Origin of the sequence: Abyssibacter profundi, from assembly GCF_003151135.1 — a bacterium.
Taxonomy (GTDB): Bacteria; Pseudomonadota; Gammaproteobacteria; order Nevskiales; family OUC007; genus Abyssibacter; species Abyssibacter profundi.
Window position 1 is genome coordinate 170642 of sequence record NZ_QEQK01000006.1, and the last position, 25750, is coordinate 196391.

General features: G+C 62.7%; 19 protein-coding genes and 1 tRNA gene. 12 read left to right on the plus strand and 8 right to left on the minus strand.

Features of this window, described 5'->3' with window-relative positions; all coding sequences use genetic code 11:
- The first annotated feature begins 157 nt into the window (after positions 1–157).
- On the plus strand, positions 158–1207 hold the full coding sequence (locus tag DEH80_RS08490) for a glycosyltransferase family protein (RefSeq protein WP_109720063.1): 1050 nt from the start codon (positions 158–160) through the stop codon (positions 1205–1207).
- Here the strand turns inward: DEH80_RS08490 and DEH80_RS08495 are convergent.
- Both DEH80_RS08495 and DEH80_RS08500 read right to left on the minus strand, forming a co-directional pair.
- Complete coding sequence (locus DEH80_RS08495) at positions 1204–2547, minus strand: O-antigen ligase family protein (protein WP_109720064.1); 1344 nt, start codon at positions 2545–2547, stop codon at positions 1204–1206. The two genes, DEH80_RS08490 and DEH80_RS08495, sit on opposite strands and share 4 nt — an antisense overlap.
- A gap of 27 nt (positions 2548–2574) precedes the next feature.
- Positions 2575–3996 carry a GumC family protein gene (locus tag DEH80_RS08500; RefSeq protein ID WP_109720065.1) on the minus strand — a complete coding sequence of 474 codons (1422 nt, stop codon included), beginning with the start codon at positions 3994–3996 and terminating at the stop codon, positions 2575–2577.
- Between the two features lie 195 nt (positions 3997–4191).
- On the opposite strand from DEH80_RS08500, the gene DEH80_RS08505 reads away from it, so the two are divergent.
- From DEH80_RS08505 to DEH80_RS08525, 5 genes are all read left to right on the plus strand, one after another.
- Positions 4192–5568, plus strand: a complete 1377-nt coding sequence (locus DEH80_RS08505; RefSeq protein ID WP_109720066.1) for an undecaprenyl-phosphate glucose phosphotransferase — start codon at positions 4192–4194, stop codon at positions 5566–5568.
- A 2-nt stretch (positions 5569–5570) separates the two neighbouring features.
- Positions 5571–6755, plus strand: coding sequence for a hypothetical protein (locus tag DEH80_RS08510; RefSeq protein WP_133249176.1), 1185 nt, complete (start codon positions 5571–5573; stop codon positions 6753–6755).
- 96 nt (positions 6756–6851) lie between these two features.
- Positions 6852–8561 (plus strand): response regulator, encoded by a 1710-nt coding sequence (locus DEH80_RS08515; protein ID WP_109720068.1) that lies wholly within the window; start codon positions 6852–6854, stop codon positions 8559–8561.
- Positions 8558–9091, plus strand: a complete 534-nt coding sequence (locus DEH80_RS08520; RefSeq protein WP_109720069.1) for a TRAP transporter small permease subunit — start codon at positions 8558–8560, stop codon at positions 9089–9091. The genes DEH80_RS08515 and DEH80_RS08520 overlap by 4 nt, the downstream gene beginning before the upstream one ends.
- Complete coding sequence (locus DEH80_RS08525; protein WP_109720070.1) at positions 9088–10446, plus strand: TRAP transporter large permease; 1359 nt, start codon at positions 9088–9090, stop codon at positions 10444–10446. The genes DEH80_RS08520 and DEH80_RS08525 overlap by 4 nt, the downstream gene beginning before the upstream one ends.
- On the opposite strand, the gene DEH80_RS08530 is transcribed toward DEH80_RS08525, so the two are convergent.
- Complete coding sequence (locus tag DEH80_RS08530) at positions 10443–11540, minus strand: TRAP transporter substrate-binding protein (RefSeq protein WP_207774539.1); 1098 nt, start codon at positions 11538–11540, stop codon at positions 10443–10445. The genes DEH80_RS08525 and DEH80_RS08530 overlap by 4 nt on opposite strands.
- Before the next feature lie 243 nt (positions 11541–11783).
- On the opposite strand from DEH80_RS08530, the gene DEH80_RS08535 reads away from it, so the two are divergent.
- From DEH80_RS08535 to DEH80_RS08545, 3 genes are all read left to right on the plus strand, one after another.
- Positions 11784–13328 carry an alkaline phosphatase family protein gene (locus DEH80_RS08535; RefSeq protein WP_109720072.1) on the plus strand — a complete coding sequence of 515 codons (1545 nt, stop codon included), beginning with the start codon at positions 11784–11786 and terminating at the stop codon, positions 13326–13328.
- The gene (locus DEH80_RS08540; protein WP_165831374.1) at positions 13325–14377 is read left to right on the plus strand and encodes a glycosyltransferase family 2 protein; all 1053 of its coding nucleotides are present in this window, start codon (positions 13325–13327) and stop codon (positions 14375–14377) included. Before DEH80_RS08535 ends, DEH80_RS08540 begins: the two co-directional genes overlap by 4 nt.
- A 156-nt stretch (positions 14378–14533) precedes the next feature.
- Positions 14534–15442, plus strand: coding sequence for a sulfotransferase domain-containing protein (locus DEH80_RS08545; RefSeq protein WP_109720074.1), 909 nt, complete (start codon positions 14534–14536; stop codon positions 15440–15442).
- Between the two features lie 19 nt (positions 15443–15461).
- On the opposite strand, the gene DEH80_RS08550 is transcribed toward DEH80_RS08545, so the two are convergent.
- Entirely contained in the window at positions 15462–17450 is a 1989-nt protein-coding gene (locus DEH80_RS08550; protein WP_207774540.1) for an acyltransferase family protein, read from the minus strand.
- Positions 17451–17555: 105 nt separating this feature from the next.
- The gene (locus tag DEH80_RS08555) at positions 17556–19718 is read right to left on the minus strand and encodes a Slp family lipoprotein (protein WP_133249178.1); all 2163 of its coding nucleotides are present in this window, start codon (positions 19716–19718) and stop codon (positions 17556–17558) included.
- A gap of 144 nt (positions 19719–19862) precedes the next feature.
- Between DEH80_RS08555 and DEH80_RS08560 the strand changes: the two genes are divergently transcribed.
- Both DEH80_RS08560 and DEH80_RS08565 read left to right on the plus strand, forming a co-directional pair.
- Entirely contained in the window at positions 19863–20282 is a 420-nt protein-coding gene (locus DEH80_RS08560; RefSeq protein ID WP_109720076.1) for a secondary thiamine-phosphate synthase enzyme YjbQ, read from the plus strand.
- Positions 20283–20395: 113 nt separating this feature from the next.
- On the plus strand, positions 20396–23413 hold the full coding sequence (locus tag DEH80_RS08565; protein WP_109720077.1) for an EAL domain-containing protein: 3018 nt from the start codon (positions 20396–20398) through the stop codon (positions 23411–23413).
- A gap of 101 nt (positions 23414–23514) precedes the next feature.
- Here the strand turns inward: DEH80_RS08565 and DEH80_RS08570 are convergent.
- Positions 23515–23590, minus strand: a tRNA-Ala gene (locus tag DEH80_RS08570).
- A 384-nt stretch (positions 23591–23974) separates the two neighbouring features.
- On the opposite strand from DEH80_RS08570, the gene DEH80_RS08575 reads away from it, so the two are divergent.
- On the plus strand, positions 23975–24661 hold the full coding sequence (locus DEH80_RS08575) for a LuxR C-terminal-related transcriptional regulator (RefSeq protein WP_109720078.1): 687 nt from the start codon (positions 23975–23977) through the stop codon (positions 24659–24661).
- Positions 24662–24728: 67 nt separating this feature from the next.
- Here the strand turns inward: DEH80_RS08575 and DEH80_RS08580 are convergent, their stop codons facing one another.
- Both DEH80_RS08580 and DEH80_RS08585 read right to left on the minus strand, forming a co-directional pair.
- Complete coding sequence (locus DEH80_RS08580) at positions 24729–25199, minus strand: hypothetical protein (RefSeq protein WP_109720079.1); 471 nt, start codon at positions 25197–25199, stop codon at positions 24729–24731.
- Positions 25200–25221: 22 nt separating this feature from the next.
- Positions 25222–25548, minus strand: coding sequence for a PilZ domain-containing protein (locus tag DEH80_RS08585; RefSeq protein WP_109720080.1), 327 nt, complete (start codon positions 25546–25548; stop codon positions 25222–25224).
- Between the last annotated feature and the right edge of the window lie 202 nt (positions 25549–25750).

Consider the following 25750-nt stretch of genomic DNA (forward strand, 5'->3'; position numbering starts at 1 on the left):
CCGTTTTCCCTGACTCAAATGACGATCCCGGTCGCAATCGCGCCCTACCGTGGGGCATGGCTGGGGTGGGGCGCAGGCAGATGAACTGGCTCGCGTTTGCGGGACGCGCTGCCAGCAGATGGCATAGAGTAACAGCGCAGCTTCCCAGGCAATTCCAGTGAGCCATTTCGATTCGGCAGATCCGCCGACGCATTCGTCCATCCCCGGCCGGGCCATCCACGTGTATCCACCGCAGCCGGATGCCGTGAATGTCTACCAACGCTCAATGGCCGCGGCCTATGCTCAGCTCGGCCTGCAGGTTGTCCCCATGACCATGGAGTCGATGCTCCAGACGCCGCTGAAGCACTACGACCGCGTGGTGATCAACTGGCCGGAGATACGGGTGCTCAATGCCCGTGGGGGGGTGTCGCTACCACGCTGGGTGTATGTGAACCTTTGGCTGCGCTGGGTGCGAAGCCGTTGCCGACAACTGGTGTTCGTGCTGCATAACCACTACGCCCATGACACGACCGGCGCGGCTCAGCGGGCCACACGAGCGCTGGTCGAGCGGACGCGTGGCCTTGCGGACCGGGTGGTTGTGCATGCGCCCCGACTCGAAGGGTGGGATGCGCGACATCGGTATGTGCCGCATCCGCTGTACCCCACGGCAGCGCCCGAGAACGGGACGGCATTTACGGCATCGCTTGGTGCGCTGGAGCATTGCTACTTGGTCTTCGGCGTCATTGCCGAGTACAAGCGGCTACATGAGTTGCTGGACTGCTGGCCCGCCGAGCAACCGCTGCTGCTGGTCGGCAAGGCGCAGGATGCCGGCTACGTCGACCGTCTCAATGCCATCATTGCCCGCCGCCGGCTGAGTCCAGCGGTTCGCGTCATGCCCGGCTTTGTTTCCGAGTCAGAGGCGGCGCTTCTACTCCAGCGCTGCAAGGCGACCCTGCTGCTGCACGACAGCGCAGAGATGATTGCCTCCGGCTCTTTCTTCCATGCCATTTCCTATGGGGCCACCGTTCTGGTTCGTGACCGGCCCTGGTATCAGCATATCCGCTCCGAATTCAATCAGTTCCACAGTTTCGAAGATTTGCCGGCGCTCGTGCGCCGGGTCGCGGCGGACGAGGTTGCGCGTCTCGACGTAGAGGCCGTACGGGCCGAGGCCACGGCTGCCTTTGGACAGAGGCGCCTGGAGCAGGCCTTGCGCGCGGCGCTGGACTAGGATGCGACAGCTTGCGGAGCGCTGACTGGCCGCGCGCGGTCGAAGTGCTGCTGCAACTGCGTTCGGGAGAGCGTCAGCGAAGAGAACAGAATCAGCGTGCAGGGCAGTGTGAGCGGCCGGAACAGCGTGGATTCGGTGATGTTTGATACCAGGGTATAGATGAGCAGCGCCAGGTGTACCGCAGCCGTTGGACGGTCGATCCACCAGAGCTGGCCGATCTGCTTGAGATGCCACAACACGAATCCCACCACCAGGCCCAGGCCGACAAAGCCAAGTTCGTTGAAAATGTCGATGTAGCCGTTGTGGGCCTGATACGGAATCCAGTAAAGCTCTTGGTGAATCCAGTCGGAGGGTCCGCCGGGGCCTAGCCAGAATGCACCGTAACCCCCGCCGATAACCGGGTGCTCCCGCGCTTCGATCAGCACGCGCGACCAGATATCGTCCCGTCCTGTCAGCGAGATATCCTTGCCGAGCGCCTCGGTGACCGGTCCCAGAATGTCGACCACCGTCGGCGGCCCGGACAGCAGCGTTGCCGCCAGATAGGGCAGGCCGATCAGCAGAACCGCGAAAAGGACCAGCGCCAGGGCGTTGCCTGCGGGGTCCACGGGCGGGCGGATGGAGAGCCAGACAATGGTTGCCGCCATGACGCCGGTAATCGTGGCCGTTGTCGAACTGGCGCCGACCGAGATGACCGCGACCAGTGCCAGCAAACCGCCGAAGTAGCGCTGGCTGATCAAGCCCGTCAGCCAGGCGAAGGTGCCGAACATCAGGCCCAGCGAGAAGACGATGCCCAGTTCATTCTTGCTGGACATGACGCCCGCCCACAGCCCGCGCAAGGTGGGGTCGTTGTGGACGGCGTAGCGGGGAAGGGCGAAGACCATGATCAGCGAGACGACCAGCAGGCCGGTCAATGCGGTCAGGGTCAGTCTCTCCAGCCGGTATCGGCCCCAGCTGGCGACGCAGAATGCTACGCAGATCATGATGGAGCCAACGAGCTGCGCGAGGCGGTTGACCGTTCCACTGGGGACCTCGGCCCAGCTCAGCGAGGCGGCCGCCCAGAGACAGAATCCGACCAGAAACGGGTTGACCTTAATCAGCAGAGGAACAAGCAACGCGCGCCGACGCAGCATCATCCAACCGGCTAGCGCCCAGACCGGCAGCCATTGCACGCGACGGAGCAACTGGTTGGTGGATTCGCCATCGGATAGTCCCACGGGCTGCCAGTTGAAACCCGCAGGGATGGCAGCGAATACGACCGTAACCAGCACGAGGCCGCCGGAGAGTTGCCAGAAGCTGGTATCCGGCCGCCAGCCCGTGGCCCCGTTATCGGCGTTGCTCATCAGCGAACGTTGATGCGAACGGGCGGGCTAGCCCGGGAGGCGAACATGCCGCCGACGCGGCAATGTCAGGTCGCCGATAATGCTCAGCCCCAGGTCACGCTCAAGATCGGTGCGGCAACGAATCCGCCGGTTTAGTAGCTCGAGCAGTAGCGCCAGGGCCACGCCCAACATGCCACCGAGCATACCGCCGATGATCGTGTTCAGTTTGGCCTTGGGGCTGTCGGGCTCCAGGGGGGGCTGTGCCGGGCTGGAGACACTGGCGTTGGAATACTCGGTGCCGGCACCCAGCAGGGTTTTGTCATATTCCCGCAGGGCTTGCTGGTAGAGCTGCTTGGCCGTGGCCAGCTCACGAAGGTACTGCGCCGCGTCGTCTTTGGTGGACTGCTCGGAGCGCATGGCCGCCTTGACGGCGGCATGCTCGGCCGCCAAGCCGTTTTCCTGGCGGCGGGCGGCGGCCAGCTCGGCGCGCGCGCTGTCGACGTAGTGATCGATTTCCGTATCCAGGCGCGCACGGGCCGACAGCAGCTCACGACTCACCGCGATGTACTCGGGATGCCGCGGCCCCAGGGTGGTCGATAGGTCCGCCAGGCGGGTTTCCAGCGCGGCAACCTCCCGCTTCATGCTCTGGATCAGGTTCGAACCGAGCACGGTGGCGTCGGCATTGCGTGCAGAATTGAGACGCTGTTGCGCTTCGCGGCGGCGTGCACGGGCTTCGGACAGGCGTCGCTCGAGTTCCAGCAGCCGCGACTGCTCGTCGCGCAGGTCGCCATCCAATGCAATCAGTCCCGATTGCTCCCGGAACCGGGCAACCTGGGCCTCGGCTGCGCTGACGCGCTCACGCAAGCTGGCCAGCTTGGATTCGGCCTGGTCGACACGCTGACGGGCGGGGCCTTGCTGGCGTGCCTGCTGTTCTTGCACGAAGGTTCTGGCGACGATGTTCGCGCCATCCGCGGCCTCGCCCGGGCTTTCAGCGGTGAAGCTGACGTAGATGAACCGACTGTCGTCGCCCTGACGGATGGTCAATTGCTGGGCCAGTTGATTGCGCAGCCAGTTCATCCGTAGGTTCGGATTGTCAGCATCGGGGATGCCGTCGAGTCGCTCGGGGTCGGATGCCCAGCCAAGCCGTTCGAGCGCCGGGATAAGCACTTCGGGGCTGCGCATGAACTCGATCTGCGTGGCCATGTAACTGGCGGCCAGATGTGCCGGGAAATCGCGACCGGACAAGGGGTCGTTCACCTCGAAGTCGACCAGAACAGTGGCCGTGGCGACGTAGGTTTTGGGGAGTACCAGTTTACTCAGCACTGCGGCGAGCAGCGCGCACCCGAATCCGAATGCGACGATCAGTTTCCAGCGTGCGAGCAGCATGGCCTGGATCTGCATCAGGCTGATGCCCGGGAGCTGGACGCCCTGGGGAACGGAGGCGGGAATCGGATTCAAAGGCGCATTCATAGTCTGGACTGCGAGGATGATGGCTTAATAGTGACGCAATCCGCCGGAGTCTGCGATGATTGCGAGGTTGTCACTGCAGGGGCCAGCGACGGCAGACGCAGCGTTGTCGAACCGCGGCCCACCCCGGCTTCGGCGGGGCTTTGGGGCTGGAACCACTAGCACTTGGCCGGCACAAAAAAACAAATGGGAGTTTGAATGGCACAGCGCAGTACTCGCGCCGGTGTGCTCAACGGGCTGTCTTACGCGCTGATTATTTACGGCGTGATGATGCTGGCCTGCAACGCGTTTCAGATCCGTTTTGGCGGACTTTATCAGGCGGCTGCTCTGTTCTCGGGGATGACCTCCACGTTCCTGATGCGGGGCATCTCGCTGACCATTCCTTGGCAGCTGGGGCGACCGGGATCGGTAGGAACGCGGCTGCTATGGCTCTGGTTGGCCGTCGTCATGGCGTTGATTCTGGTCGGTTTCTTCGCCGAGCTGGGTTCTGACCTGTCGCGCCGGGTCTTGGCTGCCTGGATTATAGGTGTGCCGATTGCGTTCATTGCCGTGCACGTGGTGATCCGCTACGGCCTGTTGCGTCTGTTCCCGGGAATTGCACGGAACCGGTCTGCGGTCATTCTGTTCGTCAACGATGCCGCCAGGAATCTCCTGTCAAAAGCGCCGGCCGCCGGCTATAACCTAATTGGCTATTTCGAGGATCGTGAACCCTCGCGAACGGGCGGGCCGTTGGCAGACCTCCAGCACCTGGGTTCGGTGAGCAGTGCGGCAAACTATGTCCGCGAGCAAGGCGTCGAGGTCGTGTTCATCTGCCTGCCGGAAGGTGCGTTCGAACGAGGGATTGCGCTGATCAACGAGCTCGGTGACACCACGGCTTCGGTGTTCTACGTCCCGGACTGGTACATCTTCAACATGATGTCGGCGCAGTTTTATGACATTCAGGGCGTGCCGGTCTTGGAGGTGATTGAAACGCCGTTCTACGGCGTCGACGGCATGCTCAAGCGTCTGTTCGACATCGTATTTGCGTCCGTCGTGCTCGTATTGAGCATCCCGCTGATGATCGCAATTGCCGTCGCGGTCAAGCTCGACTCCCGCGGTCCGATCATTTTCAAGCAGTTCCGCTACGGCCTCAATGGCGAGCGGTTCTATGTGCACAAATTCCGCAGCATGACGGTCATGGAAGAGGGCGAGCAGGTGGAGCAGGTGAGTCGTGCCGACCCGCGCGTGACTCGCGTCGGCCGATTTTTGCGTCGCACGTCGCTGGATGAGTGGCCGCAGTTCTGGACGGTGTTGAAGGGCGACATGTCCATTGTCGGTCCCCGGCCCCACGCGGTGGCGCATAACGAGTTTTACCGTCGTGCCATCCAGGGCTACATGACCCGGCACAAGGTCAAGCCGGGCGTGACTGGGTGGGCGCAGGTGAATGGGTATCGGGGCGAGACGCAGACGCTGGATCGGATGGAAAAGCGAATCGAGTACGACCTGGAGTACATCCGCGAGTGGTCGCCGCTGCTGGATGTACGAATCATCCTGATGACCGCGCTGATGATCTCCAGGGACGAGAACGCGTTCTGACGGTGCGGCGTCGTCTTGCAATCGCGGCTGTGGGTGGCCTGCTGCTCGGGGTCAGCGGGTCGCTTCATGCGCAGTTGGTGGATGTGTCGCCGTTTGCCGTGGCCTCCATCGCCCATGACTCCAATCTGTTGCGGACACAACGTGGCGTCGACGGCGTGTTTGAGCGGCGTAGCGACACCTTGACCCGGATTTCATTGGGCCTGACAGCCGAGTTCAATCCGGGTCTCCAGGCTGCCCGCCTGACGGCGGTCTATGAGCCGGTCCGGTACCGGCATTTCAGTCGGTTCAACCATGAGGCCTATGATCTCGATGCGCGCTGGACCTGGCGTGCCGGGCGACGGTTTGACGGTCAGCTGGGGCTGACGGCCGAGCGCGCAATCGATGATTTCGCCAACCGCAGCACCCCCGAAGCGGGATTCGTGCGTCGCCAGGGCGTGCGCGCACTTGGCGGCTACAACCTCAGCCCGCGGTTGAGAGTGGAGCTAGAGGGGCGACATGATCGCCGCGACGGCTCGGGTGCGGCGAGCCCGGGCTTTGACTTGCGTGAGTCAATCGCTGTTGCCGGCATTTATTACCAGGGCAATCGACTATCCCGTCTGGGTGGATCCGTGTCGGTGACCGACGGGCGGTTCCCCAATCGTCCTGCCGGTACGGATCTGGCAACCGACTACGAGCAGACGAGTGTGGAAGGGCAACTTGTCTGGTCCCCCTCCGCGCTATCCGACCTGGACTGGACGCTTGGGTACACACGGCGCAGGCAGCAACCCACCGCGACTCGCGACTACTCAGGGCTCACCGGGCGGTTGGAGTATCGACGCCGGATCTCGGCCAAGACCCGCGTGTCACTGCGCGGGTACCGCAGGATCTACTCGGCGGAACTCCAAGACGCCAACCTGACGATTGATGATGGGCTGCGTCTCGGTGTGGACTGGGCCTGGTCTTACAAGACCCAGGTCGGCGTGGCGCTGGAACGCCGTGAGGTGGAGTTCGAAGCTGGGGGGGCGTTCGCCGGCGCCGCCAGTCAGTTGGATGACGACATCCAGTCGGCCTCAGTCACCCTAGACTGGCAGGCATTGGAGCGGCTCGGTCTGCTGCTGGCTGTCGAGCACGCGTCGCGCACATCCTCCGACTCGAGTCGTGACTACGAGGCGCTAGTCGGCCGTTTTGAAGTTCGACTCGGGTTTTGATCGCGTTAAGCTGGTAGACCTGATGCCGCCATGCTTCACCGATGATTTACCCCAAGGCTGAAATACTCGCGTCAATTTCATGCGAGTAACAAACTCATGTTGAACGCAGACGCCCGCGCAGCGCTCACCCAGCTCGTCCAGCGCTACCACGCTTCGCTCACCAAAAAGCGTGCGGACCTGGTGGCTGCGCACCAGGCTGCGGTTGAAGACGATTGGAGCGAGGAGGGCACGGCGGCGTTCAAGCTGCTGGTTCACCGCATGGCCGGCTCCGCTGCCTCTTATGGATTCACCGAACTGGGCGACGCCGCCCGCATGCTCGATCAGGTGTTGCAATTCCGCGAGCACGGCACGGCACCGGATCACGTCGGTGACTACTTTGATCGCCTGCTGCGTGATCTCGATGGCTGCATCCGCCGGCCACCGCCGGGCGACCCGCATGCCGAGCAGGGGCGTCACGAAGACGAACACCGCCTGACCGAAATGCCGCGCGTAGTGCTGGTCGATGATGATCCGGCAATGGTCGACATCCTCAGCCGGCAACTCATGGCCGTGGGGTTCGACGTGTCCGGATTCACCGATCCCTTTGCGTCAATGGAGGCCGTGACCAAGATCCGGCCCGCCGTCATTCTCATGGACCTGATGTTTACAGAGGGCGAGGATTACGGTTTCCAGATCGCCGAGGCCATGGTGGCACGGCTGCGCTACAAGCCAGGGCTTGTGTACCTCTCCCAGCGAACCGATGTCCGGGCTCGGCAATGGGCGGTGGACTCGGGGGCCGACGCCTTCTTCACCAAGCCGGTTAACGTCACGGCCCTGGCGCAGCTGCTGGAGCAGTTCTCCGGCCGCGGCGAGCAGGCCTATGTCGAGAACGGCCGCGTGGCCATTGTCGAGGATGATCAGCAAATCGGTCAGTACTACGCGACCCTGCTAGAGGGGTCGGGATTCCGGACGGCGTTGATCAGCGAGCCGGTGACGGCGTTGGAGCGCCTGCTGGACTTCCGCCCGGATCTCGTCCTGATGGACATGCAAATGCCGGATCTCGACGGTATCGAGCTCACGCAGATCCTGCGCCATCACGAAAGCCTGTTCGACATCCCGGTGCTATTCCTGACCAGCGTGACCGACCCGGGGCTGCTGCGTGGCGCGTTGCGTGCGGGGGCCGATGCCTTGCTTTCGAAAGGCGACGACCCCGAGTTGATCCTGTCCGTGGTACAGCGGCGCATCCAACGCTTCCGTCGCGTCACGTACACGCTAACGCGCGATCCGTTGACCCGCCTCTACAACCGGCCCGCGCTGATGGAGCGTGTCAGCTTCGAGCTGCAGCGCGCCCAGCGTGAGGGGCAGGCGTTTTGCATGGCGGTCTTCGATATCGATGGTTTCCGGCAGTTCAACGAGACGCACGGCCGCACCGCGGGTGATCAGGTGCTGCGTGAAATCACCGAGGGCGTGCGCTCACGCCTGCGCCAGGTCGATGTGATCGGGCGGTATGGCGGCGATGAAATCATGATCATCATGCCATCGACCCGGCTCTGCAGTGGCGATGCGGTCATGCAGGAACTGACCAGTCGTGTTTCCGAAACGCCGATCGAACTCGGCGATAAGCGATTCGATATCACCATCAGCACGGCCGTGATTGAGTGCCAGCTCACCCGGCATGATTCATCGCATTCGGTGCTGCAACAGGCACTCAGCCAGCTGGAGGCGCTGCTCAAGACGGCAGGGCCTGGCCAGGTGCGTTCGGGCGAGCTGAGTACCAGTGCCACCAATGAACTGCTTCACGGCGGAGGGCAGCGCCAGCTCGCATGATCGATCAATCGCGCGCCAGGGAGTCGGCGCTGGAACGGGCCGCTGGCTACGCGGCTGCTCTACCCACATGGATTGGGCGCACCGCGGCCTGGATGGCGGTGGTCATGGCGTTGCTGTGCTTCGCCATCGTGGCACTGCGCTACGGCTGGAGCCTGGGCTGGGTGGCGATGCAGGAGGGGCTGACGGCCGCGAATGCCACGCTATTCATGCTGGCACTGGCCTGGGTGCTGGGCACCGATGGTCATGTGCGTGTCGATGTGTTCTACAGCCGGTTCTCGCCGCGGCGAAAGTGCTGGATCGATTTAATCGGCACGGTGTTGCTGCTGTGGCCGGTCTGCGGCTACGTCATGATCGAAAGCCTGGACTATGTGGCCGCTGCCTGGCGTGTGCGTGAAGGGTCGCGCGAGCCGGGCGGGCTGCCCGGCGTCTATTTGATCAAGACCCTGATTCCCGTCGCGGCCAGCCTGCTCATGCTCCAGGGGCTGGCGATTGCGTTCCGGGCCTGGGCAGCGTTGAGGCGGCCATCATGAGCTGGATTGCCGTGCTCATGTTTGTTGTGGTCTGCGCCGTCTTGCTGGCCGGCTACCCCGTGGCGCTGACCCTGGCCGGTGTGGCCCTGGCATTTGCCGGCATCGGTGCGGTGGCGGGAGTGTTCGATCCGGCCTTTCTGCAGGCGGTTCCCAATCGCATTTTCGGCATCATGATGAACGAGACGCTGGTCGCCGTTCCGCTGTTCGTGCTGATGGGTGTGGTGCTCGAGCGTTCCCGGGTTGCCGAACAACTGCTCACCGGCATGGCCAGCCTGTTTGGCGCGGTGCGGGGCGGACTGGCGGTTAGCGTGGTGCTCGTCGGCGCGCTGCTGGCGGCCTCCACCGGCATCATCGGCGCCACGGTGGTCACCATGGGGCTGTTGTCGTTGCCGGTCATGCTGCGCGCCGGGTATGCCCCCACCGTCGCCACTGGGACGATTTGCGCCTCGGGCACGTTGGGTCAGCTGATCCCGCCTTCCATCGTGCTGGTGCTGCTAGGCGACGTGATGTCCTCCGCCTACCAGCAGGCGCAGATTCGCATGGGCGTATTCTCGCCAGAGACGGTCTCGGTCGGCGATTTGTTCATGGGCGCCTTGTTGCCGGGGTTGCTGCTTGTGGCCGCTTATATTCTCTGGCTGTTGATACTGGCCTATCGCCGGGCTGACCTGATGCCGGCGGCCGAGGTTGAACGCGTGGCCCTTTGGCGTGTGCTGGGCAGCATTTTGCCGCCGGTGCTGCTGATCGGTGCCGTGTTGGGCTCGATCATGCTGGGCATTGCCACGCCCACCGAAGCCGCCTCCGTTGGGGCGGTGGGTGCGATGCTGATTGCGGTACTGCGCCGTCGTCTGGGATGGCGAGACCTGCAGGCCTGCGCCGAGTCCACCGCTCAGATCACCGCGATGGTCTTCCTGATCCTGATCGGCGCCTCGATCTTCTCGCTCGTGTTCCGTGGCTACGGTGGCGATGAATTGGTGGCGGAGATGTTGCAGGGCCTGCCAGGCGGGACGGTGACCGCTGTCGTGGCCGTCATGCTGCTGATGTTCCTGCTGGGCTTCATCCTCGACTTCATCGAAATCACCTTCGTTGTCGTCCCGATTGTCGGTCCCATTCTGCTGGCAATGGGCGTCGATCCGGTCTGGCTCGGAGTGATGATGGCGCTGAACCTGCAGACCTCGTTTTTGACGCCTCCGTTCGGGTTTGCGCTGTTCTACTTGCGCGGAGTCGCTCCGGCATCGGTGCCGACGCCGGCGATCTACCGAGGTGTGCTGCCCTTTATCCTGATCCAATTGGTGCTGATGGGCCTGTTGGCCGCATGGCCGGGATTGGCAACCTGGTTGCCGGACCTGTTGAATTAAGCCGTGTTCGCTCGCGCCGCCAAATAGGCGCCCTCTGCCATTTGTGTCCAACGTGCCGTCTGCTCACCATAGCGGGTCAGCGATTCGTAGATGGCGGCGGCCGCGGCATTCTCTGCCGCGAGTTCTCGGGCCACTTCGTCTGCGACCCGTCGGATATGCGATAGCACGGTGGCTGGTAGCGGCCGAATGTCCGCGCCATGTTCGGTGGCCAGTGTCTGCACGGCACGGCCGTTGCGCGCCGTGAACTCGGCCACCATATTCTGGCTGGTAACGCGGCAGGCGGCTTCAACGATCGCCTGCAGGTCGGCCGGCAGCGCTTCATAGGCGGCCTTATTGACCATGCACTCCAGGACCGTACCCGGCTCATGCCAGCCGGGGTAGTAGCAGTACTTGGCCGCCTTGTGCAGCCCGAAGGCGAGGTCGTTGTACGGGCCTACCCATTCCGTGGCATCAATCGTGCCCTGGTTCAGTGCCTGAAACAGCTCACCGCCGGGGATGTTCTGCACGGTGACACCCAACCGGCGGAGCACCTCGCCGCCCAGTCCAGGAATGCGCATCTTGAGTCCCTTGAGGTCGTCCACCGTCTTGATCTCGCGATTGAACCACCCGGCGGTCTGGACTGTGGTGTTGCCGGCGTCAAAGGGAATCAGCCCATAGGGCGCATAGACTTCGCGCCACAGCGCCATGCCGCCGCCGAAATAAAGCCAGCCGGACATCTCCTGCGCGGTCAGTCCGAAGGGCACAGACGAAAAATACTGGGCTTCCGGAATCTTGCCTTTCCAATAATAGGCAGAACCATGTCCCATCTGGGCTGTTCCGCTGGAGACCGCGTCAAAGACTTCAAAGGGTGGAACCAGCTCACCGGCGCCGTAGACCTTGACCGTCAGCCGCCCCGCCGAGAGTGTGGTGATCAGCTTCGCCAGGTCATTGGCGCCGGTGCCCAGGGCTGGAAAGTTCGGCGGCCAGGTCGTGACCATTTTCCACACCAGCGGCTTAAAGCTGGCGGGTTGTTCGGCTGCGGAATCACGCTGCTGGGTGCAGGCGGCCAGGGCGCTCGCACCCATGGCGCCCAATACGATTTCACGTCGTTTCACGCACGGGTCTCCTCTTGTTGACGGGCGGCAGAATACCAGTCGAGGCGGGGACGCAGGACAGGTCAGGTCCGACTGACCTAAGCTTGCGATGCATCCGACTAGGGGATGTCAACGATTGAGTCCAAGACCGCGCCGGGCGGGTATCGATCAGGAAGAAGCCAACGCCCGGCGCACGCGGTGGCCTCGCGCCCGGCCATCATGATGGCCGGGGCGCAAGGACTGAACCTATAACGCTGGAAAAGCATGCCAAATACACAACAGTTGCTGATCATAGGCGTCGACGCCGGAAGTCCCGAGCTATTCAGCCAATGGATGGAGTCCGGCGATCTGCCGAATCTGGCTGCACTGCGAGACCGCAGCTGCTGGGGGGAGGTACAAAGTCCCTATGCGCTGGAGGCGGGGGCCGTCTGGCCGGTGTTCCACAGCGGACGCCTGCCCGGGCGACAGCCGCAGTACGATGGCCGCCGGTACTTCGGCCGCCACGATTATCGGGATCATTGGTACGAACTCGATGAGACGCCACCTCCGGTGTGGCGCCAGCTGTCGGACCAGGGCGTCGACTGTTTGCTGATCGATCCGCCTTATCTGCGACTGGACCCCGAGATGCGGGGCACCATGGTGGTTGACTGGGGCGGTCACGTGCCGGCGGACGGGCGTCAGTTCAGGTTGTCCACGGTGCCCGAAGCCGTGGCTGATGACATTCTTGCGGCCATTGGTCCAGACCCCACGGGGGGCGTGTCCTGTGACCGGCAGGCGCCCGAGTCGATCGAGGATCTCCGGGCCTTTATCGAGCGGTACCAGACACGGTTGCAGAAGAAAGCCGAGCTGACCGTGCATCTGATGCGCACACGCCAGTGGGACCTGGCCATGTCGGTGTTTACCGACCTGCACTGTACCGGCCATCACGTTTGGCACATCAACGACCGTAGCCATCCCCAGTACGACCCCAGGGTGGAGGCCGCCCTGGGCGAGCCGTTGCGCGACTGCTATCGGCTATTCGATCGGGCGCTGGGGCAGATTCTGGCCGAGGTGGGTGAACAGACCAATGTCATGCTGTTCGGCAGTCACGGCATGGGCCCTCAGTACTCGGGGACCGGCCTGCTAGATCGCGTGCTGCTCACCCTCGATCAGGGGCGGCCCGCTGCGCGCAGCCGATCCTGGAAGGCCAGTGCCAGAGCGGTCTGGCAGACCTTGCCGGTTGAGTGGCGTGCTCGCATGAAGCATTTGCGCAAGCCTTTCGAAGGCAAATTGCATCCACCTCGGTTCCTCGGCAATCATGCTGAACGGAGATTCTTTGAGGTCTACGCCAATAACGCTAGCGGTGGCGTCCGGATCAACCTCAAAGGGCGTGAGGCGAAAGGTCGTGTGGAACCAGCCGACTACCCGGCGCTCACCGAGCGGCTGCAGCGACAGCTTCGCGCACTGATCAACGTGGATTCCGGCGAGCCGCTGGTCGACGATGTCATCGTGACGCGTGACCACTACGACGGCGAGTATCTCGAAGCGTTGCCGGATCTACTGGTGGTCTGGAACCGCAATCAGCCGATTCGTGCCGTGCATTCTGAGGCCACCGGCACCATCGTGCAGGAGACGGTCGATGGCCGCACGGGAGATCACACGCCCAAAGGAATTTACCTACTCAGCGGTCCGGCGGTCTCGGGCCACGGTCAGGGCGATGTGATCAGGGCGCAGGATTTCGCACCGACGCTGGCAGCGTTCTTCGGTTGTCAGTTGTCCGCGACAGACGGTGCTGCCCAACCCCTGCTGAGGCGTGTCGGTCCATCGTGAGCGGGTCCAAGACATATCCGGCGGTGCCGACGGTGTCGGTCATCATGGCAGCGCGCAACGCCGATCAAACGGTCGCTGAAGCACTGGAGTCGGTGCGCAGCCAGACGCTCGCCGATTGGGAGCTGATTGTCGTCGATGACCATTCAACGGATGGAACGGCGAGGGTAGTCCGACACGCTGCCGAGTCCGATCCGAGGATCCAGTTGCTCAACATGGCCGTGCAAAGCGGGCCGGGGGCGGCGCGCAATGTGGCTCTGGCGGCGGCACAAGGGCGCTGGGTGGCCGTGCTCGATGCGGATGATCGCTATCACCCCGAGCGACTCGAACGCATGGTCAGTGCCGCCGAAGCGCTGGATGCGGACGCCTATGCAGACAATCTGTATCTCGATGGCGGCCCCCACCAGGAGATGGCGGGCCCGTTGGCATTCGACGCGGACATGCTTGAACGGCTCGGCAAGCTGGATCTCGACCGGTTTCTTGAAAGTGATCGCCCCCGCAATGGGGTGTCCAGTTTTGGGTATATCAAACCGATCATGCGTCGCGAATTCCTTCATCGACACGGCTTTCGCTACAACCAATCATTGCTGGTCTGTGAGGATTCCAATCTGTATGCCCGTATCCTGATGTCTGGAACGCCGATTCACTGCGGTGGATGGGCGGGGTATTACTACCGCCGCTCCGAGGGGTCGATTACGCGTGACGCGGACAACCACTTACGCAACGCAGCTTTCGCGTCTGCGAGCAACTACGATCTGCTCCGTCGCGCCCTGCAGACAGGGCAGCAGGATCTTGCGGCCCGGCTGCGACGCCATGGCCGCGAGATCGATGCGGTATACCAGATCGATCTGCTAAAGCGCGCCTTGAGGCGAAACAGCGCACTTGAGGTGTTTCGCTGGATGCCGGACGGGCTGCGTCATGCACCGTGGATCACGAAGTTCGTGATCGCCCGACTGACCGCAGGACGGCCGGACAATCCGGTCGGTCTTCCGAGCATGCATCGCAAAGGGCCAACGCTGCAGCAGAATCGGCGAGCGTCTGATCGGGACTGAACGCGTGGGCGGCAGCGTGCTTGCTGGAACGTGATATATTCATTCAACTTCATCGAAGTGCAGTTTCAGAAGCAATCTTCTATATTTAAAATAGATCAAACAATCTGCACAGGTAGTGTGCGGGAGTGAGGATAATTTGTTTAAGCCGGCTGCGCTATGACCGATCTTAGTCTGCCTAATTTCCTGGTCATCGGTGCGCAGAAAGCCGGTACCACATGGCTGTCAGCCATGTTGACCCAGCACCCGGACATCGGCGTCGCGCTGAACAAAGAAGTTCATTTCTTTGATCATCCTGAGAACTTCCGCCGTGGAATCGAGTGGTATTCCAAACAATTTCCCAGAGTTGAAAACCGCCTCGTCGGCGAGTTCACGCCGAACTATCTTTGGACTTTTGGATGCAGTCGGGAAGTTGGGCATGGTGGGCTGCCTATTCCGCATAATATTGTGGAGCATTTGGGTGCCCAGAACCTGAAGCTTATTTGTCTATTGCGTAATCCGGTTGATCGTGCGGTGTCGGCGTACTACCACCATATTCGCCAAGGTCGAGTGTCGGTAGGGACCTCGATTCTGGATGTCGCGGATCGGTGGGGCATCGAGTCGATGGGCCGCTACGACCAACATCTGGAGGCCTGGCTCAGTCAGGTCCATCGCGATCAGATTCTGGTCCTGATCTACGAAGATTCACTTCGCGATGACCGAAAACGGCAAACACTTGATCAGGTGTGTGACCACCTGGGCGTACGCCGCTATGAAGACTGGAAAGGGCTGTACGCGCGACAGAATGCAGCGGGCAGCCACTTTCGCCTTCATTTTTCCAAGGGGCCGTTCAAGTTTTTGGGGAAAGAGCGCATTGCGCGGCGCCTGCCGCGCTTGATAACCGAGCATCCGCATTGGCGGGTACAGGTTCCGGATGCCTCGCGCTATGAGTTGTCCAGGCGCTTCCAGCCCCATGTCGAGCGTCTGGAAACCATGCTCGGCATGGACTTGTCCGTCTGGAAAAATCACGACGGTCGCTTGTCGATCACGACGCCCGTCCCGAGACCCAGCGTCGAAGAACCTATCTAACGAATCAACCAGCGCTTTCCTACATGCTGGCCTGAGCCGACCCGGTTGTCACCGTGCTGAGTGACTGGGCCGGTGTGAACCTGCTCATGAAGGGCGCAAGCACATGCCGGGCCGCCGGTGGCGTGAGATGCCCATAATCTGAGGCGGTCAATTCAACCGTACCCTCGAACGGTAATGCGATCAGACAGTTATCGTCTTTGCAGAGGCGTTGGAGCGGATTGATCAGCCGGATGCCATGCGCGTCGGCCAGTGCCCCCAGGGCGCGATTGATCTCGGACATCTGCTCCACCGTGGGGTTATGCAGTCTATCCCCCGGCTGCAAAGACTGATGCAGGTCGGCGCGTATCAATCGCACCGGGAGTTCTCCGGGCCACTGGGGGCTGGCACCGACGAGTGCGATCTGCTCCGGTGGAATGCGCGCCGTGAGTCTCTCCAGCGTCTGGTCCAGCGCCTGATGCTCGAAAGAGCCCGCCCGCTTCACTGTGGCCGGCCACTGTGCGCTGATAATCACCACATCATCGCTTCGCAAGGCGGCGAAACGCTCGGGATTCAGCTGACGGCAGCGCTGGGGGGATACCCGAGGCAGTTCCAGCAGGGGCAGGCAGCCGGAGATGTTGAACTGCGCGACCGTGCCACCGGGCTTGACCAGTGCTTGAAGTCCCGCCAAGTAGTGTGCCGAGAAAGAGTCACCGAGCAACACGAAACGACGCAGGTTCGGCGTGCCGTAGCACTGGGGCTCGAAGCGCAGTGTCGTCAGACCTTCGTGATCTTCACCGAAAAAGCACTGGCCGAAGCGACCATTCGCAATGTCCTGGTAATTGTCATAGCGGTCGATGAAGACGCGCGCCTCGGTTGGTAGCCGGTTCGGTAATCCCTCTAACTGGCTGAAGCCCGCCCCCACGAGGCCCAGAACAGACAGCGTGATGGCGGCGGGTATCAGCGGTGCACGGGTCAGCGGCGAGTTTCGACGTCTGAACGGAGCTTCCACAAATCGCCACGACAGGTAAGCCAGAACCAGGCTGAGCAGTGACAACACGGTGGCCAGGAGTAAGCCAGGTTCCTCCAGCATCCGGATGCGCGCAAACGCGAACAGTGGCTGGTGCCAGAGATAGGCGCTATAGGAAATCAGCCCGATGGCGACAAGCGGTCGGGCGGTCAGCAGGCGGGAGACCGGGTGCCCCGGGGTGGTGGTTGCGATGATCAGCGCGGTCCCGCCCACCGGAGCCAATGCGTAAACGCTGGGGATCGGCGTGGACTCGTCAAACCAGAACAGGCTGTAGACAACGAGGCCAAGACCGGCGACCGGGCCCCACTGCTGCAATGTCCGAGCACCGAAGCCAGCCAGCGCGGTGGGGCGTGGGGCGAAGGCAATCAGCGAGCCGACCAGCAATTCCCAGGCACGGGTGGGTAGCAGGTAGAAGTTTGCCTTGGGTTCATGGCGCCAGCCCCATTCAGCGATCAGGAGCGACAGGATTGCGGCCAGCAGGATCAGACCGAAAAGCCGGCGTTTGCCCAGTGACCAGAACCAGAGCAGGGCCAGTGGAATGAACAGGTAATACTGCTCTTCTACGGCCAGGCTCCAGGTATGCAGCATGGGCTGCAACTCGGCAGCCGGACCGAAGTAGGCCTGCGTCGACCAGAAGAACAGATTGGCTGAAAACGTTGCGACCGCCAGCAGGCTCTGGCCGAATTGCTCAAGCTCTGACGGCAACATCCAGGCGTAGGCGAACGGCAGGCAGGCCAGCACAACAAACAGCAAGGCGGGCAGGATTCGCCGGGCTCTGCGTTCGTAAAACCGCTTGACCGAGAACCGCTGGTGCTCGAGATCAGACAGGATGATGGACGTGATCAGAAAGCCGGAGATGACAAAGAAAATGTCGACACCGACAAAGCCTCCGGCGAAGATTTCGAACCCACCGTGAAACAGGATGACGGGCAGCACGGCGATGGCGCGAAGGCCGTCGATCTCCGGTCGATACCCGATGGATGGATTCTTGTGTGGTCCCATAATCGTGTTGCTCGTGCGGCCGCTGGGGTGAATGAACGGCCAGCGCGACGGTAGAAAGTGTAGGCGGCCTGCGCTGATCCGGGTACCGACCAACGATAGAGGCGATTACTCGAGTTCGATGCGTCGAATCTCGACGATTGCGCCAGTCTTCTGTCCGGAGGCCTTAAGCACGAGGGTGTCGAAGACTGCACCATGGTCCAGCGAGGGCAGCGGCACGCTCACGGAAGTCCACTGCTTGGCAGCGACGTCGAATGTTGCGGTCTTGCCGACCATGCGGGTTTCGTGCGGCAGCGAGGGTTCGGCCAGTTGCAGCCGGAACCGAGCTGGCCGGCTGGTTCGAAGCAGCAACCGTACGGAGTCGACCCGGCCGGATGCATGGCGTGGGTGACGCAGCGTCACCAGTGGCGTCCATGCATCGGCACGGTCTTCGATGCGAATCCACGCAGCCCGCGGCGTGTTGGGCTGATCGGTCGGTTGTTCCTGCACCCCCGCATGGGCGTTGTTGAGGCGAACCACGGCGCTGCCCGAACCGTTGTCATACAGGCGCGTCCGAGGCGGCGGTTCGGTGCGTTCGACCGCGGGGCTGGGCGCCGCACCCTGGCCACAATCATCCCGGTAACGCGCCGCCTGCCGCCCCGTTCGAGTCTGAAGCTGAGCGGTATAAAGCGACTGTGGTTGCAGTCCGGGCCGGCCGATTCCCTCGTAGTACACGTTGCCGCTCGCCTGCCCAGGATTCCGGCCGGGCAGGGCAGGCAAGCGTAGCGGGTCCTTGGTCTCGGGCACGCGGCGCATCGGGGGGCGCCCGAGTGGCCGGCCATCCTGAAATACGCGGCGCTGCGGCGCCACCCCCACCACCAGCGCCCATCCCACGTCCAGGGGGTCGACAACCACGCCGTGGCCGTACCACCGGCCGGGCGAGTCATCTCCGCGTGCATTCCAGACGACACCGCTGGCCAGCGTTTCGTGGGCGCCATTGCTCTTGTCGCCCCGATACGCCATGCGCAATCCTGCCCCGCGTACGCCCTCATGCCGGTCGAACAACACTTGCTGAACCGGGCTGTGATGCGAATCGTCCCCGTCCATCGTGCTGCCGATGGAGCGATGCCCCGACACCACGACATTCGAGGTGGGCAGGCGCGACAACGTCACGCCGTGGCGCAGCCATTCGGTCACCGTTTCGTGCAACAGGATGTCCTGCGCGGCGAAGACATCGAAACCGTAGCCCCAGCCGCCACCGCCGCCATCCTGCATGCCCCGGATCAGTGTGTTCCGGACGGTGACACGGGCGCTGTGGGTGATGCGCACCCCGGTGCGTCGAATGTTGTGGATCGAAACGTCATGCAGCCAACCGTTGCGGACGCCCTCGAATACAACGGCGCTGCCCCGTGGACGCTCGGGCCCGTCAGCCGCTTCGAAGCTGACACTGAGTCCGGACAATCCGACGTCTTCAAGCATGCGCGCCTGGCCCTGATCCGGCGCGACCAACCGAATCGGATTGTTCGCCGGGTCCATGGGCCAGGGCAGTGGCGCATCGAGTTGAATGCGGTCGCCGTCAACATCGGTCACCATCCGCAAGTAGACCAATGTGAACAGGCGGTCGTGTCCGGTCGGGCGCTGATCGGGGTCGAAGGCGGGCCAGTCCCCACCTGACCAGCGTCGAGAGGCGGCAGGCCAGAGAGCCTGGGTCAGGGCGACCCACTGGCCCGGTCGCAGGCTTCGTCCGGACGTCACCCGGATGATCTCGTCACCGGCCTCCACGGCTTCCGCAAGCCTCGTGACTTCAGGGGCCTGGCTCCACCAGCCCTGACGCCATCCGTCGGGGGCATTGCGTCCGAAGGAGAACACCCCCTCGTCCCAGGGGTCCCGAGGTTGATACCGCGCCGCAACGGTGAGGTGTGTGCGCTGGCTGCCGGCCCCCTCAATGGCGATGTTCGACGCGTCGATCCCGATGGACCGAGATAGGCGAAACTGCCCGGCCGGCAGGCGCAGGATACCCCCGCCGTTTCTTGCCAACTCGCGAATGCCCGCGGTCAATGCAGCGCTGATGTCCTCGCCGTCTTCGCCGTCCAATCGCATCACGCGGCAGGCCACGGCGTTGCCCAGTGCCACGGTTCCCTGTCGGTAGCCGGCGTATGAGAAGTCCGGCAGCGACCAGCTGCGGCCGCCCAGGTCAACGGCGTGTGGCGTCCAGCCATGCCGGTCGCTGCCTGTGAGCAGCTGGCTTTGCCAGCCTTCGGCGGCGGTGCATGCGGCAGTCGCGGCGAGCATCAGGGCGTGCAGCAGAGACCTGAGACGTGCCTGTCTGCGGTGTCCGTCCTGCGCATCGACGGGTATGTCATGGCGGTCGGCGGCTTGCGTCCACACCGACAGACGCCTGACAGTCGGAGCCTGATCTGATTGTCCGAGTCGACCATGCATAGCGCGAGTACCGTTTTGTCCTTGCAAACCCGCGGCGGCCAACTGGTGGAATTCACGACCGAACTGGAGCGCTGGGTTGCACAGCAGCCTATCACCGAGGGGCTTTGCTCGGTCTGGCTGCGTCACACCAGTGCGGGGCTGATCGTTTGCGAAAATGCCGACCCGGACGTGCAGAGGGATTTGCGCCGCTATCTGTGGGACTTGGTCCCAGACGGTGATACACGCTTTGTTCACACCGCGGAGGGGCCGGACGACATGCCGGCGCACGTCCGCAGCGTGCTGACGGGGTGTCAGCTAAGCATCCCCATTATCGCAGGCCAGTTGCAACTGGGGACCTGGCAGGGGGTTTTCGTCTGGGAGTTTCGGGCGCAGTCACATCGCCGAACACTCGCGGTCTCGCTACTGGGCGTCTAACCACCGAGGAGGAGCGGGCAACCGTTCGTCGACTGTGCCGCCGGCTTTCACACTGCGTTGATCAGGTGTTGAGTATCAACTGAATCATCTCAACTCGACCTGTGTGGCCCATCATGAGTGCTCCCATTCCGTTCAACGAAGCCGAGCGGCGACGTGTCATTGCCGAACTCGATATTCTGCAGCGGGGCAACGACGCCGAGCTTGATGCGTTGGTGCGCACCGCCGCACTGATTACCGGCCGCGCCATCGCCTTGATCTCGATTGTTGAAGGGCGACGGCAGCGTTTCATCGCCAATGTCGGTCTGCAAAACACGTCGCAGACCCGGCGCGAAGTTTCATTCTGTGCGCATGCTGTTTTCCACGAGCAGCCGCTGGACGTTCCAGATGCGCTCGACGACCCACGCTTCGAGCACAACGACCTCGTGCTGGGTGAGCCCGGAATCCGTGCCTACACCGGCGTGCCGCTGATTCTTGAGAGCGGGGTTGCGCTGGGGACGCTTTGTGTCATCGACCGCGAGCCTGGCTCGCTAAGCGATGCGCAGATGGAAACGCTGACGCTTCTGGCCCAGGCGGCAACGCGCCGGATCGAAACGGCCGATACACCGCTTTCAGCCGAGCCGCAGACCCCGGAGGGCATCAGCCAGCGCCGGCTGCTGCGTGCTGTCGACGACACCGGCATCGGCACCTGGGAGTGGGATGTCCATGCCGAGCGCATGCGGGTCAACTCGCATTGGGAGTCCATGCTTGGATTGCCGCACAACGGCGCGCTTTACGTGCACAGCTGGCTGGATCTGCATCACCCGTCCGAGCTTGGCCAGACGGCAGATTTGCTGAGCCGTGTGGCGGGCGGAGACAGCGCGGAGTACGAGCGTCTGACCCGAGTCCGTCACGCTTCGGGCGACTGGGTTTGGGTGCTGGATCGCGCCCATGTGAGCGAGTGGTACGACAGCGGTCGGCCCAGGGTTCTGACGGGCGTGCGCATCGACATGTCCGGTTTCATCCATCAGGAAGCACGGAGCCGGGACAGCGAACAACGCCTGAATCGCGTCGGAGATATTGCCTCGATCGGTTGCTGGGAGCTGGAACTGGAGAGCGGTGACCTGCACTGGTCGGATGAGGTGTTCCGTATCCATGGTCTGGAAGTCGGCATGCTACCGAGCGTGGACACGGCGCTGAATTTCTATCCGGGGCCGGCGCGCAGGACCTTGGAACAGGCCATCGAACACTGCCAGGCGCAGGGCGAGCCCTACGATCTGGAACTCCCATTCGTCCGAGCCAATGGTCAGCCTGCATGGATTCGGGCCATCGGCCAGCGGGAACCGTCAGCCAAGGGTGGACAGCGGTTGGTCGGTATCTTTCAGGACATCACCGAATCGCACCGCTTGCATGCGCGCCTGGACGAAGACCAGGCGCGGCTGCGCGCCACCCTGGCGGCGCTGGATGACGGTGTCATCACCTGTGACGCCCGGGGTCAGGTCACCAGCCTCAATCCCGTGGCAGAACGCATGACGGGGTGGACAACCGAAAATGCGCGGGGTGTGGACGTGGGGAGCGTTTTCCGCATTTTTGATGGCGACAGCGCCGCCCCGGCGACTAACCCCGTGACGCTGTGCCTGCAAAGCGGCACGACCGTTCACGCCCAGAACAAGACCGTGCTCGTGGCCCGCAGCGGCGCCGAGAGCGGCATTCAAGAAACCACGACTCCGATTCTGGATCGCGACCGTGAGATCAAAGGTGCCGTGATCGTGTTCCGCGATGTCACGGAGCAGCGCGCGCTGGCGCGCGAGGTGGATCGCAAGTCGGCGTTCGATGAACTGTCCGGTCTACATAACCGCAGCGAGTTCGAGCAGCGACTGAATCAGCTGGTACCGATGGCCCGCGATGATCGGGCCTCGCATGGCCTGCTGTACATCGATCTCGACGACTTCAAGATCATCAACGACAGCTGCGGTCACAGCGCCGGTGACCGGCTGATCAAGCAGGTGGCCCGTCTCTTCAAGCGTTGTCTGGACGCAGGCGATTTCATCGCCCGCACGGGCGGCGATGAGTTTGTCGTCATCCTGGAACAGTGCTCGTCCAAACGGTTGATGGAAGTCGCCTCCGAGATGGTCTCCGAACTGCGTAAGTTCCGCTTCGTCGAGTCAGAACAGCGCTTTCGCGTTGGCGCCAGCATCGGTGCGGTCATGATCGATGTGGCCTGGGAGTCTGCAGAGCAGGTCTTACAGGCCGCTGATGCTGCCTGCTATTCGGCAAAAGAGGCAGGACGTGGCCGCGTGCATCTCTGGGAGCAGGAAGATGCCCTGCTGCAGGCACGCCGGGCGGACATCCGCTGGGCCACCCGCCTCGAACAGGCCATGGAGTACGACCACTTTGAGTTGTGGGCGCAGCGCATCGATGCCTTGTCGCCATCAGACGAGCAGGGAGCCTACGCGGAGGTGCTCATCCGACTGCGTGAACCGGATGGCCGGATGGTCTCCCCAGCCTTGTTCATGGGCGCCGCAGAGCGGTTTCACCTGGCGACGCGAATCGATCAGCAGGTGCTCTACCGCACGGTCGGCTGGCTGGCGGCCCACAGCCAGGAGTGGGCTGTCGCCACCCTGGCGGTCAACCTGTCCGGTAATTCTGTCAGCGATCCCACGTTCCGTGTATTTGCGCTATCGCTGTTTGCTTCGATTGATCCGAGCGTGCGTGAGCGTCTGTGCCTGGAGATCACCGAAACAGTGGCGGTGAGCAATCTCGATGAGGCGGCGGAGTTCGTGCGCGAGGTCAGGGCCATGGGTGTCCGCGTGGCCCTGGACGACTTCGGCGCAGGCGCCGCCACCTTCGGCTACCTGAAAGCCATTCCGGTCGATGTCATCAAGATCGACGGTCAGTTCATTCGTGACCTGCTAGACGATCCGCTGGATGCCGCGACCGTTCGCTGCTTTGCCGACATCGCCAAGGTGGTCGGGGTCAAGACCGTCGCCGAGTTTGTTGAAACCGAGGAGATCGCCGACACGCTGCGTGAGATGGGTATCGATTACATCCAGGGCTTTCTGCGACACAAACCCCAGCCGCTGGAAACGGCCCTGCGCGGTCCGCTTTCGGCCACGCAGCTCTTTGGTCGTGTCCAGATGGGCGATGCCAGTTGACGGCTCCCGCGGGGACGACCGTGGGTCGCTAAGACATCTAAACAGAAACGCCCGCGGCAAGCGGGCGTGTTCTGAGCGACCGGGAACCCAGCCGAATGAGATGGTGGAGCGGAGGAGGATCGAACTCCCGACCTTCGCATTGCGAACGCGACGCTCTCCCAGCTGAGCTACCGCCCCTTGTTGCGGTGAATTGTCCATGATGCGCGGGGCGGTGGCAATGCTTACGCTGCTGTGTCTGCGTGGTCAGCGATTACAGGGCCGACCGGAATCAGCGTCAGGGGCTCGGGCACCCGGATCGGTGGCCGTGTCGCGTGGGCGACGGCGATCACTGATGGGTGGCATCGAGGTGCTGGTGTGGATCGTGCCCCGGTGCCCGCGTGCTCCCGCTACAGATCGACCTTGCCGTTAGGGGGGAACACGGTTCGTCTGGCTGTGCTGTCAGCGGTCTGCAGGAATACCCTTTCGACGGAATCTGCGAGCATGAGCATCCGGCTGGTCACGGGTGGTTGCCGCATCGCAGCATGCTAAGCTGCGGCAACAAGAAACAGGGGAGCGAACCCGGTGACCAAATCAGACAATCTGAGCTTCGACAGCGACGCGGCGCCCGAGCGGGCACGTATTCTGCTCGCCGACCCACAACCGATTCTGGTCGATGGTACCCGGGCTCTGCTGGAAGATCAGGCTGGTCTGGAGGTGGTCGATGTGGCGTTGTCAGAGGCTGCACTGCATCGCGCCATGCGCCTGCATCGTCCGGATCTGCTCATCATCGAACAGCGACTCGGGCAGAGTCGCTGCTTCGACCTGATCCAGTCGCTTCGACGAGATCACCCTGAGTTGAAGACCGTCTTATTCACCGCCGAGATCGATGCCAGGACGGCAATTGATGCCGTGCGCAGTCATGTAGACGGGGTGGTATTGAAGACGATGCCATCCGAGCTGTTCCTGGCGTGCATTAAGAAGGTGATCGCCGGAGGCCGCTGGATCGAGATGCAGTCCTTCGCCGACGCTGTGGAGCAGATCATCGAACAGCAGGATGTTTCGGAGTCGCTCGCAGAATTGCTGTCCCCCAGAGAGATCGAAATGGTGTCGTGGGTGGCCAAGGGATTGCGCAACAAGGAAATCGCGCGTCAGGCGCATGTCAGCGAAGGAACGGTTAAGACGCACCTGCACAACATCTACGAGAAGCTGGGATTGAAGAGTCGAATGGAATTGCTGCGGTTTGCGCAGCGGCAGGGGCTGGACGCGTAGTTCAGGTCGGGGTGGCGCAGCCCGCTTGAATGCGTGCCGTGGGTATCGTCGCCACCCCGTTGGTTCACTACGTCCGCGTTTTGTTCGGGTAACGAATCAGGACTGCCTTCGGAATCCCTCCGGGAGCGTGGTGTCTCGGGCTTTCCACGACGTTCGCTCTCACCGGAGCGACCGACAGGTCGTGACGCACGAATTCGACCTCAGGCGACCATTTGACCGTGCCGGGATTGTCTTCATACGTGGTGGTCGTCGCGACGTGGATTTCGAGCATGAGCTCGCGTTCACTCACCCACCGGCCCTCGATTCGATAGGCCTTGTTGTGCAATTGTCCATCCACTGAGCCGGCTTCGACATTGGTTTCGGTGAGCGCTTGGCCTGGCCGGACATTGAACTGCAAGGCCTGGGTGCTTCCGTCGGCAACGGGCAGCGCGACATGCAATTCGAGTTCATCGCGCTGTGCGTCCGCCGGCTTGCTGTCTGAAAGAACCATCAGCGCTGTGCCGGCAAGCAGAACAATGACTGTAATGAGCTTCGTCATAGATCGTACTCCCTGTATCTGATCAATTTGGGTTGGATTGGAAGCGACTAAGCACGGCCAAGGCAGCGGCCGGGTCATCAAGATGAATCGACCGCAAATTCATGGCACAGACCGTCTGTCCGGCGTGCTGCTCTGTTCGCAGCACCTGACCCATGCAATGCAAAATCGTCGGATGCAGCGCGTCACGGGTTGCGACATCCAGCTCAACGGAGTCACCCACCGCCAGATCTGGCGCGCTGTCCGGCCGGAACCTCGCGCCGCCGCGGCTCATGTCGAGCAGCCGAACTGTCCGCCCATTGGCCAGTGCGGTGACGTTCATCATCCGGCGGGTGGTGCGACGACGATCCATGGGGGTTGATGCTGCACTCCAATCGGGTGAGTGTCCCTTATTGTCCGCGCATTGACCGGCTTGCCCATGCCTCGGGGGGTGGAATTGTGATCCGCTGGGGGGTGGGCTTGGCTCTATCCGAAGTTGGATGAGCCTGGCGGTCGCGCAGCGTGTTCAGCGCTCCGTAAACGCTGATCTGCGCTACGCTTGACCGCCGGAGCGC

What these genes read in the sequence shown, in the direction of transcription:
- DEH80_RS08495 (WP_109720064.1), bottom strand. Translation starts at nt 2,547, where the DNA reads ATGAGCAACGCCGATAACGGGGCCACGGGCTGGCGGCCGGATACCAGC.
- DEH80_RS08500 (WP_109720065.1), bottom strand. Translation starts at nt 3,996, where the DNA reads ATGAATGCGCCTTTGAATCCGATTCCCGCCTCCGTTCCCCAGGGCGTC.
- DEH80_RS08505 (WP_109720066.1), top strand. Translation starts at nt 4,192, where the DNA reads ATGGCACAGCGCAGTACTCGCGCCGGTGTGCTCAACGGGCTGTCTTAC.
- DEH80_RS08515 (WP_109720068.1), top strand. Translation starts at nt 6,852, where the DNA reads ATGTTGAACGCAGACGCCCGCGCAGCGCTCACCCAGCTCGTCCAGCGC.
- DEH80_RS08520 (WP_109720069.1), top strand. Translation starts at nt 8,558, where the DNA reads ATGATCGATCAATCGCGCGCCAGGGAGTCGGCGCTGGAACGGGCCGCT.
- DEH80_RS08525 (WP_109720070.1), top strand. Translation starts at nt 9,088, where the DNA reads ATGAGCTGGATTGCCGTGCTCATGTTTGTTGTGGTCTGCGCCGTCTTG.
- DEH80_RS08535 (WP_109720072.1), top strand. Translation starts at nt 11,784, where the DNA reads ATGCCAAATACACAACAGTTGCTGATCATAGGCGTCGACGCCGGAAGT.
- DEH80_RS08545 (WP_109720074.1), top strand. Translation starts at nt 14,534, where the DNA reads ATGACCGATCTTAGTCTGCCTAATTTCCTGGTCATCGGTGCGCAGAAA.
- DEH80_RS08550 (WP_207774540.1), bottom strand. Translation starts at nt 17,450, where the DNA reads ATGGGACCACACAAGAATCCATCCATCGGGTATCGACCGGAGATCGAC.
- DEH80_RS08555 (WP_133249178.1), bottom strand. Translation starts at nt 19,718, where the DNA reads ATGCTCGCCGCGACTGCCGCATGCACCGCCGCCGAAGGCTGGCAAAGC.
- DEH80_RS08560 (WP_109720076.1), top strand. Translation starts at nt 19,863, where the DNA reads ATGCATAGCGCGAGTACCGTTTTGTCCTTGCAAACCCGCGGCGGCCAA.
- DEH80_RS08565 (WP_109720077.1), top strand. Translation starts at nt 20,396, where the DNA reads ATGAGTGCTCCCATTCCGTTCAACGAAGCCGAGCGGCGACGTGTCATT.
- DEH80_RS08580 (WP_109720079.1), bottom strand. Translation starts at nt 25,199, where the DNA reads ATGACGAAGCTCATTACAGTCATTGTTCTGCTTGCCGGCACAGCGCTG.
- DEH80_RS08585 (WP_109720080.1), bottom strand. Translation starts at nt 25,548, where the DNA reads ATGGATCGTCGTCGCACCACCCGCCGGATGATGAACGTCACCGCACTG.